Origin of the sequence: Salinimicrobium terrae DSM 17865, assembly GCF_000424665.1 — a bacterium.
Classification (GTDB): domain Bacteria; phylum Bacteroidota; class Bacteroidia; order Flavobacteriales; family Flavobacteriaceae; genus Salinimicrobium; species Salinimicrobium terrae.
In genome coordinates this window covers 165,638-180,744 of record NZ_AUKI01000016.1, presented here as the reverse complement: position 1 = coordinate 180,744, position 15,107 = coordinate 165,638, and the positions used below count along the sequence as shown (strand labels likewise).

Below are 15,107 nucleotides of genomic sequence, written 5' to 3'. Positions count from 1 at the left end.
TAATATATGAAGCCTTACGATCTGGAGGAAAGGACATTTGAATTTGCAATAGATTGCCGAAAACTGATCTCCAAACTTCACAAAACCATATCCAATCTAGAGGATGGAAAGCAGCTCGTAAGATCATCGGGTTCTGTGGGTGCAAATTATATTGAAGCTAATGAAAAACTGGGAGACAAAGACTTTTCTTTCCGCCTTAAAATTGCCAGAAAAGAAGCTAAAGAATCTGCTTATTGGTTAAAGCTACTAAAATCATCCAATCCCGAACTTGAGTTTGATATAGACAAAGTTCTGCAGGAGGCAGAAGAACTTCGGAAAATATTATCTGCCATTATTAAAAAGTCTTGACCTTTGGACACTTAGAGTTGGCGCTGTGATTTTAATTTAACAGGACTCTTCAATTAGCAGAATTGGAATTTGGTGCTTGTTATTTGGCTTACTTGTATATTAAAATTTATGAAGAAGCCATTCAAATTTAAACAATTTACTATTCACCAGGACCGTACCGCCATGAAAGTCGGTACCGACGGAGTGCTACTTGGCGCCTGGGCCTCTCTTTCACATGAACCTATCTCTATTCTAGACATTGGCACCGGCACAGGAATGATTGCACTCATGCTCGCGCAGCGAAGCAATGCCGAACTTATTGATGCTTTAGAAATAGATGAAGCCGCTTACGAACAGGCCGTGGAGAATTTTGAGAACAGTGATTGGGGCGACAGGCTTTTCTGTTACCATGCGGCTTTTGATGAATTCGTAGAAGAGATGCAGGATGAAGATAAATATGATTTGATAGTTTCGAATCCGCCATTTTATTCTGCCGATTATTCTTCGGGAGATTCGAAGCGGGACCAGGCGCGGTTTGCAGAGGCACTTCCGTTTGAGGAACTATTAGAGGGAGTTTCCTTACTCCTCTCAAAAAAGGGAAAATTTAATGTTGTTCTTCCCAATTCCGAAGAGGAGAAATTCCGCTACCTCGCCAGTGACTTCGGACTTTTCCCGCAGCGTATCACCCGCGTAAAAGGTACTCCGGAATCTGAAATTAAAAGAAGTCTGGTGGAAATGGCATTTTTGGAAACCTCTCCCCAAGAAGATGAGTTGGTGATAGAGACTGCCCGACATCAATACACCCCGGAATATATCGAGCTGGTAAAAGATTTTTATTTGAAGATGTAATTAACACTAACCCTTTCAGGGTTTTGAACCCGGAAAGGGTTGAAGTATTGCAGCTGACTGTAGAGACCCTGAAATAAATTCAGGGTGACGTGCAGTCAGCCTTTTTTGAATCCCGTCATGCTGAACTTGTTTCAGCATCTTTTGGATTTATGTCTGAAAATCATATCTACCACCTCACCTGGTAAGGATATCTTTCATAGATCACATTATCCTCATTGATGGTATTTCCCGCCTTACCATTTGCCTGCGCCGTTTCCATCAATCTCATTGCCTCCTCCTGCCTTTCCAGTTTATAAAGACAAATGGCTTTATAATATTGCACTTCGGCAAAAGTAGGATAGATCTTCAATGCCTTATCGAAAACCTCAATGGCTTCTTCGCAATTTCCCAGTTCGTATTTTGAGATTCCGTAGTAGAAAAGATCAAGGTGATGTTCCCCGTCTTCTCCCCATTGCGCTACCTGTTCCCGGAGATCTTCGGTAAAAATGGCTTCCGCTTTTTCCAATTCGTTCAACTGCAGATATGAAAGTCCAATATGAAATTTATAGGTGTGATCCATTACATAAGCATTTCCATATTTATCCAGTAGATCTTCGAAATCTGTTATTCCGGCTTTATAGGTTTTAGCAAAAATGACTTTTATGAAGGCCCTGTACGGCTGCCAACGCTCGGGATTGATTTCAACAGCTTTATCGATGTACTCCATTCCCACTTCATATTTTCCCTGCTTGAACAGTGGCATCGCTTTTTGCTGCCATAAGTAAGCTATAGTGGGATCTTTTTCGAGTCCTGCATCAAGACATTTCTGCCTTTCCCGGGAATACAATGGATATTTCCCTGCGCACTCATACAGGTGTTCTTTTATGATCTCTTCCTGCCGGGCCTTTTTTCCTTCTTCAGAAATTTCAACAACCGGATCGGTTATAGCTATTTCCTTTTTGTTGTTCTCATTACATCCAAAAGTCAGCGTTGTGAGCAACAATAAATAAATTTTATTCATTAAAATAGCATCATTTGGCCGGACAAGATAGAGAATTAACTTCGGAAGCTATTGTTTAAGGAATTCCGCTTCAATTCTACCTTGCTCCTAATTTCTGATTGCTTAAATTTACTCTTCCAGACAAACATTAAACAACTACAATGAAAGCAGATCAATTTCAGGCTCCAGATTATTATAATCTAGACGAATTACTTTCCGACGAACATAAAATGGTACGTGACGCTGCCCGGGAATGGGTAAAGCGGGAAGTATCTCCAATTATAGAAGAAGCGGCTCAAAAAGCCCAATTTCCGAAGCAATTAATAAATGGTCTTGCTGAAATTGGTGCTTTTGGACCTTACATCCCTGAAGAATACGGCGGCGCAGGTCTTGATCAAATCTCTTACGGACTTATCATGCAGGAAATAGAGCGCGGAGACAGTGGAGTCCGTTCTACGGCCTCTGTGCAGTCCTCGCTGGTGATGTATCCAATCTTTAAGTATGGAACTGAGGAACAAAAGAAGAAATTTCTTCCGAAGCTGGCTTCAGGAGAAATGATGGGTTGTTTTGGACTCACTGAACCCGACCACGGATCCAATCCCGGCGGAATGACCACCAACTTCAAAGACAAAGAGGATCATTACCTGCTCAATGGAGCAAAGATGTGGATTTCCAATGCTCCCTTTGCCGACATTGCTATAGTTTGGGCAAAGGACGAAAATGGACGAATCCACGGACTTATTGTAGAACGCGGAATGGAAGGTTTTTCAACTCCCGAAACTCACAACAAATGGTCCCTGCGTGCGAGTGCTACGGGAGAACTTGTCTTTAATAATGTAAAAGTTCCCAAGGAAAACCTGATGCCCGAAAAAAGCGGTTTGGGAGCTCCTCTTGGTTGTCTCGACTCAGCCCGATACGGAATTGCCTGGGGGGCAATTGGGGCAGCAATGGACTGTTATGACACAGCCTTGCGCTATGCAAAGGAACGGGAGCAGTTTGGAAAACCTATTGCAAGTTTCCAGCTTCAGCAAAAAAAACTGGCGGAGATGATCACCGAAATTACCAAGGCACAATTACTGGCGTGGAGACTTGGAGTGATGAGAAATGAAGGCACCGCAACTTCTGCACAGATTTCTATGGCCAAGAGAAACAATGTGGATATGGCGATCAAGATTGCCAGGGAAGCAAGGCAAATTCTCGGCGGAATGGGAATTACCGGGGAATACAGCATCATGCGTCATTCCATGAACCTGGAAAGCGTGATTACCTATGAAGGTACACATGACATTCACCTGTTGATCACGGGACTTGATATTACAGGGATTTCGGCTTTTCAATAATTTTAACCAAATTAGAAAAAATGTCCTCCGGAAGCAGACTAAACCAGGCGTACGACAAAGCATTCCGGATACCATTTGATGATGATTCAAAATTTATCATCTTTAGCGACTGTCACCGTGGAAACAACAGTTTCGCCGATGATTTCGCGAACAACCGCAACAGTTATTTTCATGCCCTCGCACATTATTACAGGAATGGTTTTACCTACTGTGAACTGGGTGACGGGGATGAGCTGTGGGAAAACCTCACCTTTAAATCCATTTTTGAAGCCCATAAAGATGTCTTCCTGTTGATGCGAATGTTCTTTACAGAAGGGCGGCTTTTCCGTATAGTGGGAAATCACGACATGGTTTACAGCGATCAGGATTATGTCGAAAAGCATCTTTATACCTACTATGACACGGGGACAGAGAAAGAACTACCGCTTTTTCCGGGTATCACCTTTCCTGAAGCCCTTGTGCTGGAACATAAACACACCGGGCAGGAGATACTAATGGTTCATGGACATCAGGCAGACTGGCTTCATTACTACATGTGGAAAATTAACAGGTTTCTTGTAAGGGTGTTGTGGAGACAGCTACAAATTTTTGGCATTGGTGATCCTACAAGTCCGGCAAGAAACAATATTGAACTCAACAAGATCGAGCGCAGGACCAAAAAATGGATCGTAGAAAATAATGACCAGTTCACAATTACCGGCCACACGCACAGACCACGTTTTCCGCGGCCGGGGGAAATTCCTTATTTCAATGACGGCAGCTGTGTACATCCCAGATCGATCACGGGACTTGAAATTGAAAACGGAGCAATAACTCTTGTGAAATGGCAGATAGCCACCACTGAGGAAGGATTTTTAAAAGTAATAAGAATAGTGCTGGAGGGACCTCAGAAATTGAGTGCTTACCAAAAAGCAAAAACAGCTACATAAGATCAAAACAAGGGCAGCGTTTACAGCGCTTGCCCTTTTTATATTTTTCGCAGCATTCACTCTTCAGCTTCAGGGGCTTTTTAGAAATCACTCCGTCAAGTTGAAGATAATCTTTCGATTTACTGGAATAAAAAACAATTACATTACATATCATGCTGCCTGGATATTACTCACTATCCAAAAAGGGCAAAAATTGAACCCTTTTTCCACAAAGTATCAGTCAGAATTAAAGGGAGCAATTTTAACCTCCAGTCCTTCCAGTTCTTTATCCATTGGTATCTGACAGCTAAGCCGACTGTTCTCCTGCGTGAAAAAAGCCTGGTCCAGCATATCTTCCTCTTCATAGCTCTTTTCGGGCAGAAGATGATCCTTGTTTAATATGTAACACTGGCAGGAAGCGCACATGGCCATTCCGCCGCAAATGCCAATAGTACCTTCGGGAGCGAGTTCATGGAGACGAATTACTTCCATAAGGTTCATATTCATATCTGTAGGTGCATCTACAAGGTGAGCTTCTCCTTCGCGATCGATGATGGTTATTTTAATGTCTGACATGGTGTAATCAAAAGACCTCACAGATTTCAAAACCTGTGAGGTCTCGATTTAAAATTAATTAATACTCTTAACTACTTCTCGTTTAGCTTCTTTCTTGCTGCCATCAAAGCCGTTGACTCCACTCACTGTAGTATACTTCATCACGTATTTCTTTTCAGGAAAAATTCTTTGGTAAGCACTTTGACACATAATTGCAGCTTCATGGAAACCACACAGGATCAATTTGAGTTTGCCGGGATAGGTATTTACGTCTCCAATGGCATAAATTCCCGGGATGTTTGTCTGGTAATCATAGCTGTTATCCACTTTAATGGCATTTTTTTCGATCTCCAGACCCCAGTTTGCAATAGGTCCAAGTTTTGGTGAAAGTCCGAATAGCGGAATAAAATAATCTGTTTCTTTTATTTCTTCTTCGGAAGCATCTCCTTTTTGTCGTATGACTACAGATTCCAATCCTTCAGCACCATTCAAACCTACAACTTCGGCTTCAGTAATAAGGTTTATTTTTCCGATTTTTGAAAGCTCTGAAACTTTTTCGACGGAATCCAATGCTCCGCGGAACTCATTTCTCCGGTGAACCAGGGAAACTTCCGAAGCAATTTCAGAAAGATAGATCGCCCAATCAAGAGCAGAATCTCCCCCGCCGGCTATAACTATGCGCTTATTCCTGTAATCTTCAGGTTCTTTGATCATGTAAGCGACCCCATTATTCTCGAATTTTGCAATATTTGGAATAGGTGGTTTACGAGGTTCAAAACTGCCCAGGCCACCTGCGATCACCACCACCGGCGCCTGATGTTTTGTACCCTCGCTCGTGGTAACTATAAATGAACCGTCATCCAGCTTTTCTATAGTTTCTGCTCTTTCTCCCAGGGTAAATCCGGGTTCAAAAGGTCTTATCTGCTCCATTAAGTTATCTACCAGGTCACCTGCAAGGATTTCGGGAAAGGCAGGAATATCATAAATCGGCTTTTTTGGATAGATCTCTGAACACTGCCCCCCCGGTTGTGGTAAAGCGTCAATTAAATGGCATTTTAATTTTAATAATCCTGCTTCAAATACGGCAAAAAGGCCCGTAGGCCCTGCGCCGATTATTAACATATCTGTTTTAATCATTACTTCATTTTTAGAACGTGCCGAAAATGCTATTTTTCGATGTTCAGCACTTTTTCGATTTGAGGCACGTATCTTTTAATAGTCATTTCTACCCCCGATTTTAAAGTCATTGTATTTACGCTGCAACCCACACAGGCACCCTCCAGCTGTACTTTTACCAGCCGATCGTCATCTTCAATACTGATGAGGGAAATATCTCCCCCGTCATTTCTTAAAAATGGCCTTATCTCTTCGAGGGCCCTTTCTACATTCAACCTAACTTCTTCGCTTGTCATGACTATTTATTAACTGCACTACAGCCGGCCATAGTGGTGATTTTTATTACTTCGGTAGGAGGTAAACTATTATTACGTTTAACTGTTTCCTGTACTACATTTTGGGTAAGAACTTCAAAAGCTCTTGAAAATGGTGTGTTATCCTGTAATGCTGCAGGATGTCCAATATCTCCTGCTTCCCTAATGCTCTGTACCAGCGGAATCTGCCCAAGGAAAGGCACATTTAGGTCTTCTGCCAGCATTTTAGCTCCTTCTTTTCCAAAAATGTAATATTTATTATCTGGCAATTCTTCCGGAGTAAAATAAGCCATATTTTCGATGATACCTAACACCGGAACATCTATAGATTCCTGCTGGAACATTGCCACACCTTTGCGAGCATCGGCAAGAGCTACATTTTGCGGGGTACTAACTACTACAGCTCCTGTTATAGGAAGTGACTGCATTATAGACAGGTGGATATCACCGGTTCCCGGAGGAAGATCGACTAAAAGAAAATCCAGTTCTCCCCAGGCTGCATCAAAGATCATTTGATTTAAAGCCTTCGCCGCCATTGGTCCTCTCCAGATCACGGCTTGATTAGGTTTTGTAAAGAAACCGATAGAGAGTAATTTCACCCCGTGATTTTCTATTGGCTTCATTTTTGATTTCCCATCCACGTTGACCGAAAGCGGCTTCTCTGTCTGCACATCAAACATCATGGGCATAGATGGACCATAGATATCTGAATCTAAAAGACCCACCTTAAATCCCATTTTTGCGAGGTTAACAGCAAGATTTGCAGTCACAGTAGATTTACCTACCCCTCCTTTTCCTGAAGCAACTGCAATTATATTTTTAATCCCCGGAATTGCTTTTCCTTTGATTTCAGTCTTCTCGGGCGCCTGAACTTTTATATTTACTTTTACTTTGGCTTTTTGGTGAACATGCTCGTGGATCGCTTTCATTACATCCACCTCTGCCCGTTTTTTAATATGCAGCGCAGGGGTAGTAAGCAAGAGGTCAACTACAACCTCGTCTCCGAAAGTCATAATGTTCTGAACTGCACCACTTTCAACCATATTTTTTCCTTCCCCTGATACCGATATGGTTTCAAGAGCTTTCAATATATCTTTTCTATTAAATTTCATGCTAAGCAACTTGTAATTCCTAAATCTTATATAGATTCATTCTAAATGCAAATATAAGCGGAAAAGCTAAGATTACGAAGTTATTACCCCAATTTTGATGATCGAATAATGTAATAGGAAGATAGGCTAAAGTTCTTTCTCCGGATCCCAAAAAAACCTCTGAAAATCCACGATCTTATCGTTGACTACTTTAATCCCATCTTCTTCCAGCATTTGCTCCATCACTCTGGAGCCGGGGAAATGATGTTTGCCGGTAAGTAGACCATTTCTGTTTACCACCCGGTGTGCAGGGATATCTTCCATTTTGGAGGCATTATTCATGGCCCATCCTACCATTCTTGCACTGCCGGCTGCACCAAGATAATTAGCGATCGCTCCATAACTGGTCACTCTCCCTACCGGAATTTGCTTTACCACGAGATAAACTTTATCAAAAAATGAGATTTCCGTCACTGTGTATAGATCCTTAGAAAAGTTATCACTAGCAGAATAAGCATGAGGGCCGCCATAAAGTAATTGGAATATTTTACAAAAAAAGTACCCTCAGACTCTATTTTAGCGAAAAAAAGTGCATAAAGATAAAGTGTTGTAAAAGTTCCCATAGACGCCGCAAGTACAAAAGCGGTATTATTAAGCAAGTGATATTCAATATCACCGTTAACATTAAGGGCAGCAGCAAGTGCCACAAAAAAAGGAATAGGAAAGATGTTTAAAACGCCTATTATCATTCCTTTAAAAATACTTTTCACCCCGGAAGTTGGTGTAACCTCAACCTCCCTTCTCTTTCGCTGTGCCATTATCAAAAAATAGAACATCATAATTAAGAAGATCACAAAGCCGGCGCGTAAAAGTATGCTAGTTATATAAGTATTGTCAAAAATATAACGAACAAGAACGATAGCGATAGCAGCCTGAAGCAATACTACAAAAGAAGCTCCTAAGGCCATATAAATACCATTGGTCATTCCCCTTTTGAGACAGGTCTTAGCCACGCTCATATTGACCAACCCGGGAGGAACAACCCCCAGCAAGGCTGCAAAATAAGTAATAAGGAAAATGCGGGTTTCCTCCAAGAGTGCTTATTTTATTCTAAACTGTACGTAAGTTATTGGTTTTCCCTGTTCAAGATACTGCTTTTCATAAAATGTCTGTATACCTGTAACTTCTTTGGGGGAGTAGGTGTTTTTATATACATTATGATTGGCCTGCACTACTTCATGTCCCTCCCCGTGAAGTAGACCCAGTGTATAGCCATGCATAAATTCACTATCGGTTTTCAGGTTGACAACACCTTTCGGTTTCAAGATCTTTTTATACTTCTGTAGGAATTCAGAGTTCGTCATGCGGTGTTTGGTTCTCTTGTATTTGATCTGGGGATCGGGGAAAGTGATCCAGATTTCATCTACTTCGTTTTCACCAAACAATAGATCCACCAGCTCGATCTGACTTCTCAAAAATGCCACATTTTCAAGTCCTTCTTCCAGAGCTGTTTTCGCACCTCTCCAAAATCGGGCTCCCTTTATGTCTATTCCTATAAAATTTTTATCGGGATATTCCTGAGCCAGATTAACGCTGTATTCTCCCTTTCCACACCCTAATTCCAATACAAGAGGTTTTTCATTCCTAAAAAAGTCACTGCTCCAATTATTCCTGTATTCAAAATTTCCCTCTAAAACTTCTTCCCTGGTTGGTTGCACAACATTGGAAAAAGTTTCATTCTCCCTAAACCTCTTTAATTTATTCTTACTTCCCACAAGAAAATTTAATATTTTGGTAAAAATAAATAAAATCCCCCACAGGCCTTTCATATATATATTTGTTTTATGAAAAGTAGAAGGATCTTGGTTGCTCCGATCAATTGGGGTTTGGGACATGCCACCCGATGTATCCCGCTTATAAAAAAGCTGGAGGAAAAAGGTTTTATTCCAATCATTGCTTCAGATGGAGCAGCACTTGAATTGCTTAAAAAAGAATTTCCGCATTTAGAAGCTTTTGAATTACCTTCTTATAATATCACCTATACCAGTAGGGGTAGCCTTTTAAAATGGAAGCTACTTCTCGACAGTCCTTACATCCTGAAAAATATCAAAAAGGAAAAAAAAGCAACCCGTGTACTTGTTGAGAAACTTAATCTCCACGGAATTATTTCTGATAGTCGGTTTGGGGTGCGTTACAAACATCTACCTAATATTTTTATAACTCACCAACTAAATGTGCTTTCGGGGAATACAACTTTTCTAAGCAGCAAACTTCACCAACGGTATATAAGGAAATATGACGAGTGCTGGATCCCTGATTCTCCCGGAAAGCCCAACCTTAGCGGTTTTTTAGGACATTCAAAGATGAGGACCAACTCAGTAAAATATATGGGGATCATAAGCAGATTCAACAAGGAGACTGTCCCTCAAAAATATGATTATATGGTCTTGCTTTCCGGACCCGAGCCGCAAAGGAGTCTGCTGGAAGAAATACTTTTTAGGGAGTTACAAAAATCAGCACAAAAGATCCTCTTTGTAAGAGGAGTTGTAAGTGACGAACAACCCAAAATGGCTGCGCCGAATATGGTCATCAAAAATTACCTTTTTGGAAAGGAACTGGAACAGGCACTTAACAGCAGTGAAGTGGTGATCGCAAGATCTGGCTATACTACGCTTATGGATCTCGCAAAACTTGAAAAAAAGGCTTTTTTTATTCCCACTCCGGGGCAATTTGAGCAGGAATATCTGGCCGAAAGAATGAGGAAATTAGGTTTTGCTCCATCTTGCAGACAGGAAGATTTTGACCTTGAGAAATTGGAAAAAGTAGGGGATTTTACCGGACTAAAGGACCCCGGTTTTATCTGCGATTACTCCCGACTTTTTAGCCTTTTTCAAAGTAAATGAGAATTCACTTCCCATCCCAAATGTACTTTCCACAGAAATCCTTTCCTTATGGGCTTCGAGCAGGTGTTTTACAATAGCCAGGCCAAGTCCTGAACCTCCCTCTTTACGAGAACCGCTTTTATCAACCCTGTAGAACCTCTCAAAAAGTCGGGGAATATGCTCTTTTTGGATCCCCTCTCCATTATCACTGACTCTAACAATAATTTTCTTTTTTGAATGTTCCTCAATAGCTACCTCGGTGGTTCCATCGTGTTTTCCATATTTTATGGAGTTTACCACAAGATTGGTAACCACCTGCTGCATTCTTTCCTTATCGGCTTTTACCCATACCGGTGCATAAGGAGTCTCGAACAATAAGGTAATATTTTTCTTTGTAGCCTTCATCTCCAGAAGATCAAATACATTCTGGATAACCTCCACAATATCAAAAACCTCAAGGTTTAACCGTAACTCCCCCGTCTCGAGTTTTGTAATCATATCCAAATCCTGGACTATATAAACCAGCCGTTCCACACCCTTGGCAGCACGGTTGAGATATTGCTTTCGCACAGTTTTGTCTTTCATTGCGCCATCAAGAAGCGTCTCGATATAACCCTGAACCGTAAATAAAGGAGTTTTTAATTCGTGAGAAATATTACCCATAAATTCCTTTCGATAGGAATCCCGAACCTTGAGGGCTTCTATCTCCAGTTTTTTTCCTTCAGCAAACTTCTGGACTTCCAGGGACAAAGTGGTCATATCGGTGGTAACCTGTTCCGGTTTTAAAGGGGTTGAACTGAGCATACTCACATTTTCGTAAATCTTCTTTATTTTTTTATAAATGAAGAATTCCACCCGGTACTGGATGATCAAAAAAGCAAATATAAAGCAGGAAATAGCATATATTAATAAAGACCATTCGGAATAGGCGTCGTGAATAATAAGGAAAATGGCCGAAATCCCTGTAAGAAAAAGTGTAACGTAAATCGAAGTCTTTACTGCAAACTTATATGATCGCCTGAAGCCTTTTGCCATTATTCCACAAACTTATAACCCACACCTTTTATGGTCCTTATACTTTCGTCTCCTATTTTTTCCCTTAATTTTCTAATGTGCACATCAATGGTACGACCACCAACAACCACCTCATTCCCCCACACCCGCTCAAGGATTTCATCTCTCTGAAATACTCTTCCCGGTTGTGAGACTAAAAGGTACAATAATTCAAATTCTTTGCGTGGCAGAATTATAATTTCATCTCCCCGGGTGACCTTATACTCCTCCCGATTTATTTCAAGATCCCCTGCAGTAAGAATTTCAGCTTTACTACCCTTATCTTCACTCAGCCGTCTCAATAAAGCCTTAACCTTACTTAACAGCACCTTGGGTTTAATAGGTTTAGTAATGTAATCATCTGCCCCGGCATCAAATCCTGCCATTTGGGAATAATCTTCTCCCCGGGCAGTAAGGAAAGTAATAAGAGTATTTGACAGTTCGGGATCTTTCCTCATTTGGATACAAGTTTCCATTCCATCCATCTCGGGCATCATAACATCCAATATGATTAGTTGAGGACGATATTCCTTTGCAACTTTTAAAGCCTGTTTACCATTTTCAGCGGTTATTACCCGATAACCTTCAGCAGCGAGATTATATCTTATTATCTCTATAATATCTGGCTCGTCATCGACCAGCAGTATACAGATGTCATTTGTTTTCATTGGTTGTGGTTGAATTACCTCGTAAAAGTAAAGATAATTATTATGTACCCTTCTGCCCTTCAACATTGATAACCTTCTCTTAACTTAAAATTTAATTCCCCATAACCTTTAGTTGACCTACTGGTAATTTTCACCTAACCGCAACATTACATTGGTCCTCTTTCTTTGCGGCAGAGAAAATCGACAAACATGAAAATCCTTTTAATTGCTGCCGCAATGTTTCTTTCAAATATGCACCTCGCGGCACAGGAATTTATCCCTACGGGGATTATTGCCGGAAAATTGACCGACAAAGAAATGCAGGGTAACCCTTTACCCTTTGCAAACGTTATAATTAAAGGTACAGGCACAGGTGTCACCACTGATCTCGATGGATTATTCCAAATCGAGAATCTGCAACCCGGGAGTTACACTATTGCTATCAGTTTCATGGGATACGAACAGCTGGAAATTCCCAATGTACAGGTTGTTCCGGGAAAAGTAACACAAATAAATACTGAATTGGGGTCTAGTGCAGCCTCTCTTGATGAAGTAGTAATTAATACTGTTTCCAGAAAAGATTCTGAAGTTGCACTACTGTTAGAACAGAAGAATGCTATTGCAATAAAAGAAAGTATTGGAGCACAACAACTCGCCAAGATGGGAGTTTCTGATGTTGCCACTGCTACATCAAAAATTTCAGGTGTAACTACCAGTGAAGCTTCAGGAGATCTTTTCGTTAGAGGGTTGGGAGATCGCTATCTATATACTACAATGAATGGTTTACCCATTCCTTCAGATGATGTAGAAAGGAAAAACATTGATCTCGGATTGTTTTCTACAAGCGTTATCCAGAACGTAAGTATTAGTAAAACTTATTCTGTAGAAAATTCAGCAGATCAGGCCTCGGGGACTATAGATATTTCTTCGAGAGAACTTGCCGGAGTTAATGAGCTGGATCTGGGAATACGTGCCGGAATTAACACAAATGTACTGGGACAGTTCGACAGATTCAAAGTTTCCCCAAACCAAGCAGACGTAACGCTGGGATTCTACAGTCAAAGCATCCCTACTGAAAATGCAATAAACAATCAGCCATGGGATCCTCAAACAAATGAATTTCCAATAAACCGCAGGTATTCCTTGACCGCAGGAACGAAAGTTGGTGAAAAATTAAGAGTGCTTTTTACAGGACTACAGTCAACATCATTTGAATACAATGAGGGAATTTTTAGGGAATACCGAAGTAATAACCTTTATGACTTCTTCTCTGACGTGGAAATCTTCAGAAAGACCGACAATACCACCGGGCTTCTGGACCTGGGTTACAGGCTAAACGACAACCACAGAATAAAAGCTACAAGTCTGTTTATAAACAAACTTACAGATGAAGTTTATGAAAGTGGAAGAAATGCAGAGGGAGTGGTCTTCGAAGAGACCTCACCTGCAGAAAATCTAAACCAGTTTGTTCGTGACCAGAATACAAAACAAACGAGGTTATGGATAAATCAGCTTCACGGAACTCATAATTTTTTGAATAGAAATGAACTGGAGTGGGCAGTAGGTTATAATTTGGTTAATGCCGATGAACCGAACAGAATTAGAAACGAGGTCAATATAGATGGAGAAGGTTTTGTGCAACTTGGACGAATGGGCGGTTTTCAGCAAAGAAAATCCTATCAAAAGATCGATGATGTGGAAATCAATGCTTTTTTACAGGATCGATTCACTTTTGTAAAAAATGAAAACCGAAATATTTTTCTTGAGTCAGGAGGTAACTATAGAAATAAAGAAAGAGATTTTATTTGGAGATTTTTTGGAGTCACAGAAAATGATTTTAACTCTGTTAATCCTTCTTCTATTGACAACCTTTCAAGTGTATTTACCACTGAAAACTTTCAGAATGGCGATCTTAGGCTCCGTCGTTTAACACCGGATGTGTATTATGCCAGTCTTCAGTCATATGCGGGGTTTGCAAACCTCAATCTTGAGCTGGGGAAATGGAATTTCAATGCCGGTGCAAGATACCAGGTAGATGAGATAAATGTTGATTTTGACGTGAATAATTATCCTTCATCACTACCCCAGTTTGCAAACAAATCCTATGACAATATATATCCGAGCCTCAACATAAAGTACTCACCCACCGAGGATTCAAACATAAGATTTTTGGGAAGCAGAACAATTACGGTACCCGAATTTAAGGAAATCGCTCCTTTCAATTATGTATCACCAACGGGCCAGATCACGCGGGGAAATCCAAACCTGGAGGCTTCCACAAACCTTAATTTTGATCTGAAATATGAATTCTTCCCAAGTGCCGGAGAATTGATTTCTGTCACAGGTTTTTACAAGCAAATCAAAGATCCTATTAACCGGGTACAGGACAGAGGGGCCGCAGGAATTTTCTCATATTTCAATGCCGGGGAGGAGGCGAATGTATATGGAATCGAACTTGGAACATCATTGGATGTAATTAAAAACCAAAATCCCAATGGTATCGACATGCAGGTTGGATTTAATGCCTCCAGGATGTGGCATGAACAGGATCTAAAAGATGTTTATCGTGGAGACACTTTTATAAGAACATTCCAGTACAACAACAAAACAGAAGTGGGATTACAGGGAGCATCAGATTGGATATTCAATGGATCTCTCAATTTCTCGACAGAGGGAGTTAATCCTTTTACAGCAGCAATTGTTGCCAATTATGCTTCAGAAAAGATCTATGCTCTAGGCGCACCCGAAGTACAAACTCAGACCGAAGTGTTCTACAACGATGAAATTATAGAAAAGGGCTTTGTGACACTAGATGTTATTATGAGCCAGGATCTTGGTGAGCACTGGGGCTTGCAACTCCGCGGACAAAACCTGCTGAACCCTGAAATTGAACGCGTGCAGAATATTCGACCAAGCACTACAAGCATTGAAAATACAGAAACGGTAAGATCTTTTACACGGGGGGCTGTTTTGAGCCTTGGAGTAAGCTATTCGTTTTAACCATATAACAACAACAAATTTTAATCATTAAACTTTAAATTTTAAA

16 protein-coding genes are annotated in these 15,107 nt (G+C 40.8%); 6 read left to right on the top strand and 10 right to left on the bottom strand.

What is annotated here, in order from left to right; translation table 11 throughout:
* Positions 1-6: 6 nt before the first annotated feature.
* Together H148_RS0106305 and H148_RS0106300 are read left to right on the top strand one after the other, a co-directional pair.
* Positions 7-348 carry a four helix bundle protein gene (locus H148_RS0106305; protein ID WP_029034057.1) on the top strand — a complete coding sequence of 114 codons (342 nt, stop codon included), beginning with the start codon at positions 7-9 and terminating at the stop codon, positions 346-348.
* Positions 349-456: 108 nt separating this feature from the next.
* Positions 457-1,176: a tRNA1(Val) (adenine(37)-N6)-methyltransferase gene (locus H148_RS0106300; protein ID WP_029034056.1), complete on the top strand. Its 720-nt coding sequence runs from the start codon at positions 457-459 to the stop codon at positions 1,174-1,176.
* A 166-nt stretch (positions 1,177-1,342) separates the two neighbouring features.
* On the opposite strand, the gene H148_RS0106290 is transcribed toward H148_RS0106300, so the two are convergent.
* Entirely contained in the window at positions 1,343-2,176 is an 834-nt protein-coding gene (locus H148_RS0106290; RefSeq protein ID WP_029034055.1) for a tetratricopeptide repeat protein, read from the bottom strand.
* A gap of 140 nt (positions 2,177-2,316) precedes the next feature.
* Between H148_RS0106290 and H148_RS0106285 the strand changes: the two genes are divergently transcribed.
* Both H148_RS0106285 and H148_RS0106280 read left to right on the top strand, forming a co-directional pair.
* Complete coding sequence (locus H148_RS0106285; protein ID WP_029034054.1) at positions 2,317-3,495, top strand: acyl-CoA dehydrogenase family protein; 1,179 nt, start codon at positions 2,317-2,319, stop codon at positions 3,493-3,495.
* Between the two features lie 20 nt (positions 3,496-3,515).
* Positions 3,516-4,424, top strand: a complete 909-nt coding sequence (locus tag H148_RS0106280) for a metallophosphoesterase family protein (RefSeq protein WP_037324697.1) — start codon at positions 3,516-3,518, stop codon at positions 4,422-4,424.
* A gap of 216 nt (positions 4,425-4,640) precedes the next feature.
* Here H148_RS0106280 and H148_RS0106270 read toward each other — a convergent pair whose 3' ends face one another.
* From H148_RS0106270 to trmB, 7 genes are all read right to left on the bottom strand, one after another.
* Entirely contained in the window at positions 4,641-4,979 is a 339-nt protein-coding gene (locus tag H148_RS0106270) for a 2Fe-2S iron-sulfur cluster-binding protein (RefSeq protein WP_029034052.1), read from the bottom strand.
* A gap of 54 nt (positions 4,980-5,033) precedes the next feature.
* Complete coding sequence (locus H148_RS0106265) at positions 5,034-6,095, bottom strand: NAD(P)/FAD-dependent oxidoreductase (RefSeq protein ID WP_029034051.1); 1,062 nt, start codon at positions 6,093-6,095, stop codon at positions 5,034-5,036.
* Positions 6,096-6,124: 29 nt separating this feature from the next.
* The gene (locus H148_RS0106260) at positions 6,125-6,370 is read right to left on the bottom strand and encodes a NifU family protein (protein WP_029034050.1); all 246 of its coding nucleotides are present in this window, start codon (positions 6,368-6,370) and stop codon (positions 6,125-6,127) included.
* Positions 6,371-6,372: 2 nt separating this feature from the next.
* Positions 6,373-7,500, bottom strand: coding sequence for an Mrp/NBP35 family ATP-binding protein (locus H148_RS0106255; RefSeq protein WP_029034049.1), 1,128 nt, complete (start codon positions 7,498-7,500; stop codon positions 6,373-6,375).
* 126 nt (positions 7,501-7,626) lie between these two features.
* A complete protein-coding gene (locus H148_RS0106250; RefSeq protein WP_029034048.1) occupies positions 7,627-7,953 on the bottom strand; it encodes an MGMT family protein in 327 nt (108 codons plus the stop codon).
* Positions 7,950-8,573 carry a LysE family transporter gene (locus H148_RS0106245; RefSeq protein WP_029034047.1) on the bottom strand — a complete coding sequence of 208 codons (624 nt, stop codon included), beginning with the start codon at positions 8,571-8,573 and terminating at the stop codon, positions 7,950-7,952. Before H148_RS0106245 ends, H148_RS0106250 begins: the two co-directional genes overlap by 4 nt.
* A gap of 6 nt (positions 8,574-8,579) precedes the next feature.
* On the bottom strand, positions 8,580-9,254 hold the full coding sequence (gene trmB / locus H148_RS0106240; protein ID WP_029034046.1) for a tRNA (guanosine(46)-N7)-methyltransferase TrmB: 675 nt from the start codon (positions 9,252-9,254) through the stop codon (positions 8,580-8,582).
* 69 nt (positions 9,255-9,323) lie between these two features.
* On the opposite strand from trmB, the gene H148_RS0106235 reads away from it, so the two are divergent.
* Positions 9,324-10,382: a glycosyltransferase gene (locus tag H148_RS0106235; protein ID WP_029034045.1), complete on the top strand. Its 1,059-nt coding sequence runs from the start codon at positions 9,324-9,326 to the stop codon at positions 10,380-10,382.
* Here H148_RS0106235 and H148_RS0106230 read toward each other — a convergent pair.
* Together H148_RS0106230 and H148_RS0106225 are read right to left on the bottom strand one after the other, a co-directional pair.
* Entirely contained in the window at positions 10,320-11,396 is a 1,077-nt protein-coding gene (locus H148_RS0106230; RefSeq protein WP_029034044.1) for a sensor histidine kinase, read from the bottom strand. The two genes, H148_RS0106235 and H148_RS0106230, sit on opposite strands and share 63 nt — an antisense overlap.
* Entirely contained in the window at positions 11,396-12,082 is a 687-nt protein-coding gene (locus H148_RS0106225; protein WP_029034043.1) for a response regulator transcription factor, read from the bottom strand. The genes H148_RS0106230 and H148_RS0106225 overlap by 1 nt, the downstream gene beginning before the upstream one ends.
* A 189-nt stretch (positions 12,083-12,271) precedes the next feature.
* Here H148_RS0106225 and H148_RS0106220 point away from each other — a divergent pair, with 189 nt between their 5' ends.
* Entirely contained in the window at positions 12,272-15,061 is a 2,790-nt protein-coding gene (locus H148_RS0106220) for a TonB-dependent receptor (RefSeq protein ID WP_029034042.1), read from the top strand.
* Positions 15,062-15,107: the final 46 nt, after the last annotated feature.

Bases quoted from the DNA above. Each gene is read 5' to 3' on its own strand.
- H148_RS0106270 (WP_029034052.1), bottom strand. From the start codon at position 4,979: ATGTCAGACATTAAAATAACCATCATCGATCGCGAAGGAGAAGCTCAC.
- H148_RS0106280 (WP_037324697.1), top strand. From the start codon at position 3,516: ATGTCCTCCGGAAGCAGACTAAACCAGGCGTACGACAAAGCATTCCGG.
- H148_RS0106290 (WP_029034055.1), bottom strand. From the start codon at position 2,176: ATGAATAAAATTTATTTATTGTTGCTCACAACGCTGACTTTTGGATGT.
- H148_RS0106300 (WP_029034056.1), top strand. From the start codon at position 457: ATGAAGAAGCCATTCAAATTTAAACAATTTACTATTCACCAGGACCGT.
- H148_RS0106260 (WP_029034050.1), bottom strand. From the start codon at position 6,370: ATGACAAGCGAAGAAGTTAGGTTGAATGTAGAAAGGGCCCTCGAAGAG.
- H148_RS0106265 (WP_029034051.1), bottom strand. From the start codon at position 6,095: ATGATTAAAACAGATATGTTAATAATCGGCGCAGGGCCTACGGGCCTT.
- H148_RS0106285 (WP_029034054.1), top strand. From the start codon at position 2,317: ATGAAAGCAGATCAATTTCAGGCTCCAGATTATTATAATCTAGACGAA.
- H148_RS0106305 (WP_029034057.1), top strand. From the start codon at position 7: ATGAAGCCTTACGATCTGGAGGAAAGGACATTTGAATTTGCAATAGAT.
- H148_RS0106230 (WP_029034044.1), bottom strand. From the start codon at position 11,396: ATGGCAAAAGGCTTCAGGCGATCATATAAGTTTGCAGTAAAGACTTCG.
- H148_RS0106220 (WP_029034042.1), top strand. From the start codon at position 12,272: ATGAAAATCCTTTTAATTGCTGCCGCAATGTTTCTTTCAAATATGCAC.
- H148_RS0106255 (WP_029034049.1), bottom strand. From the start codon at position 7,500: ATGAAATTTAATAGAAAAGATATATTGAAAGCTCTTGAAACCATATCG.
- H148_RS0106225 (WP_029034043.1), bottom strand. From the start codon at position 12,082: ATGAAAACAAATGACATCTGTATACTGCTGGTCGATGACGAGCCAGAT.
- H148_RS0106235 (WP_029034045.1), top strand. From the start codon at position 9,324: ATGAAAAGTAGAAGGATCTTGGTTGCTCCGATCAATTGGGGTTTGGGA.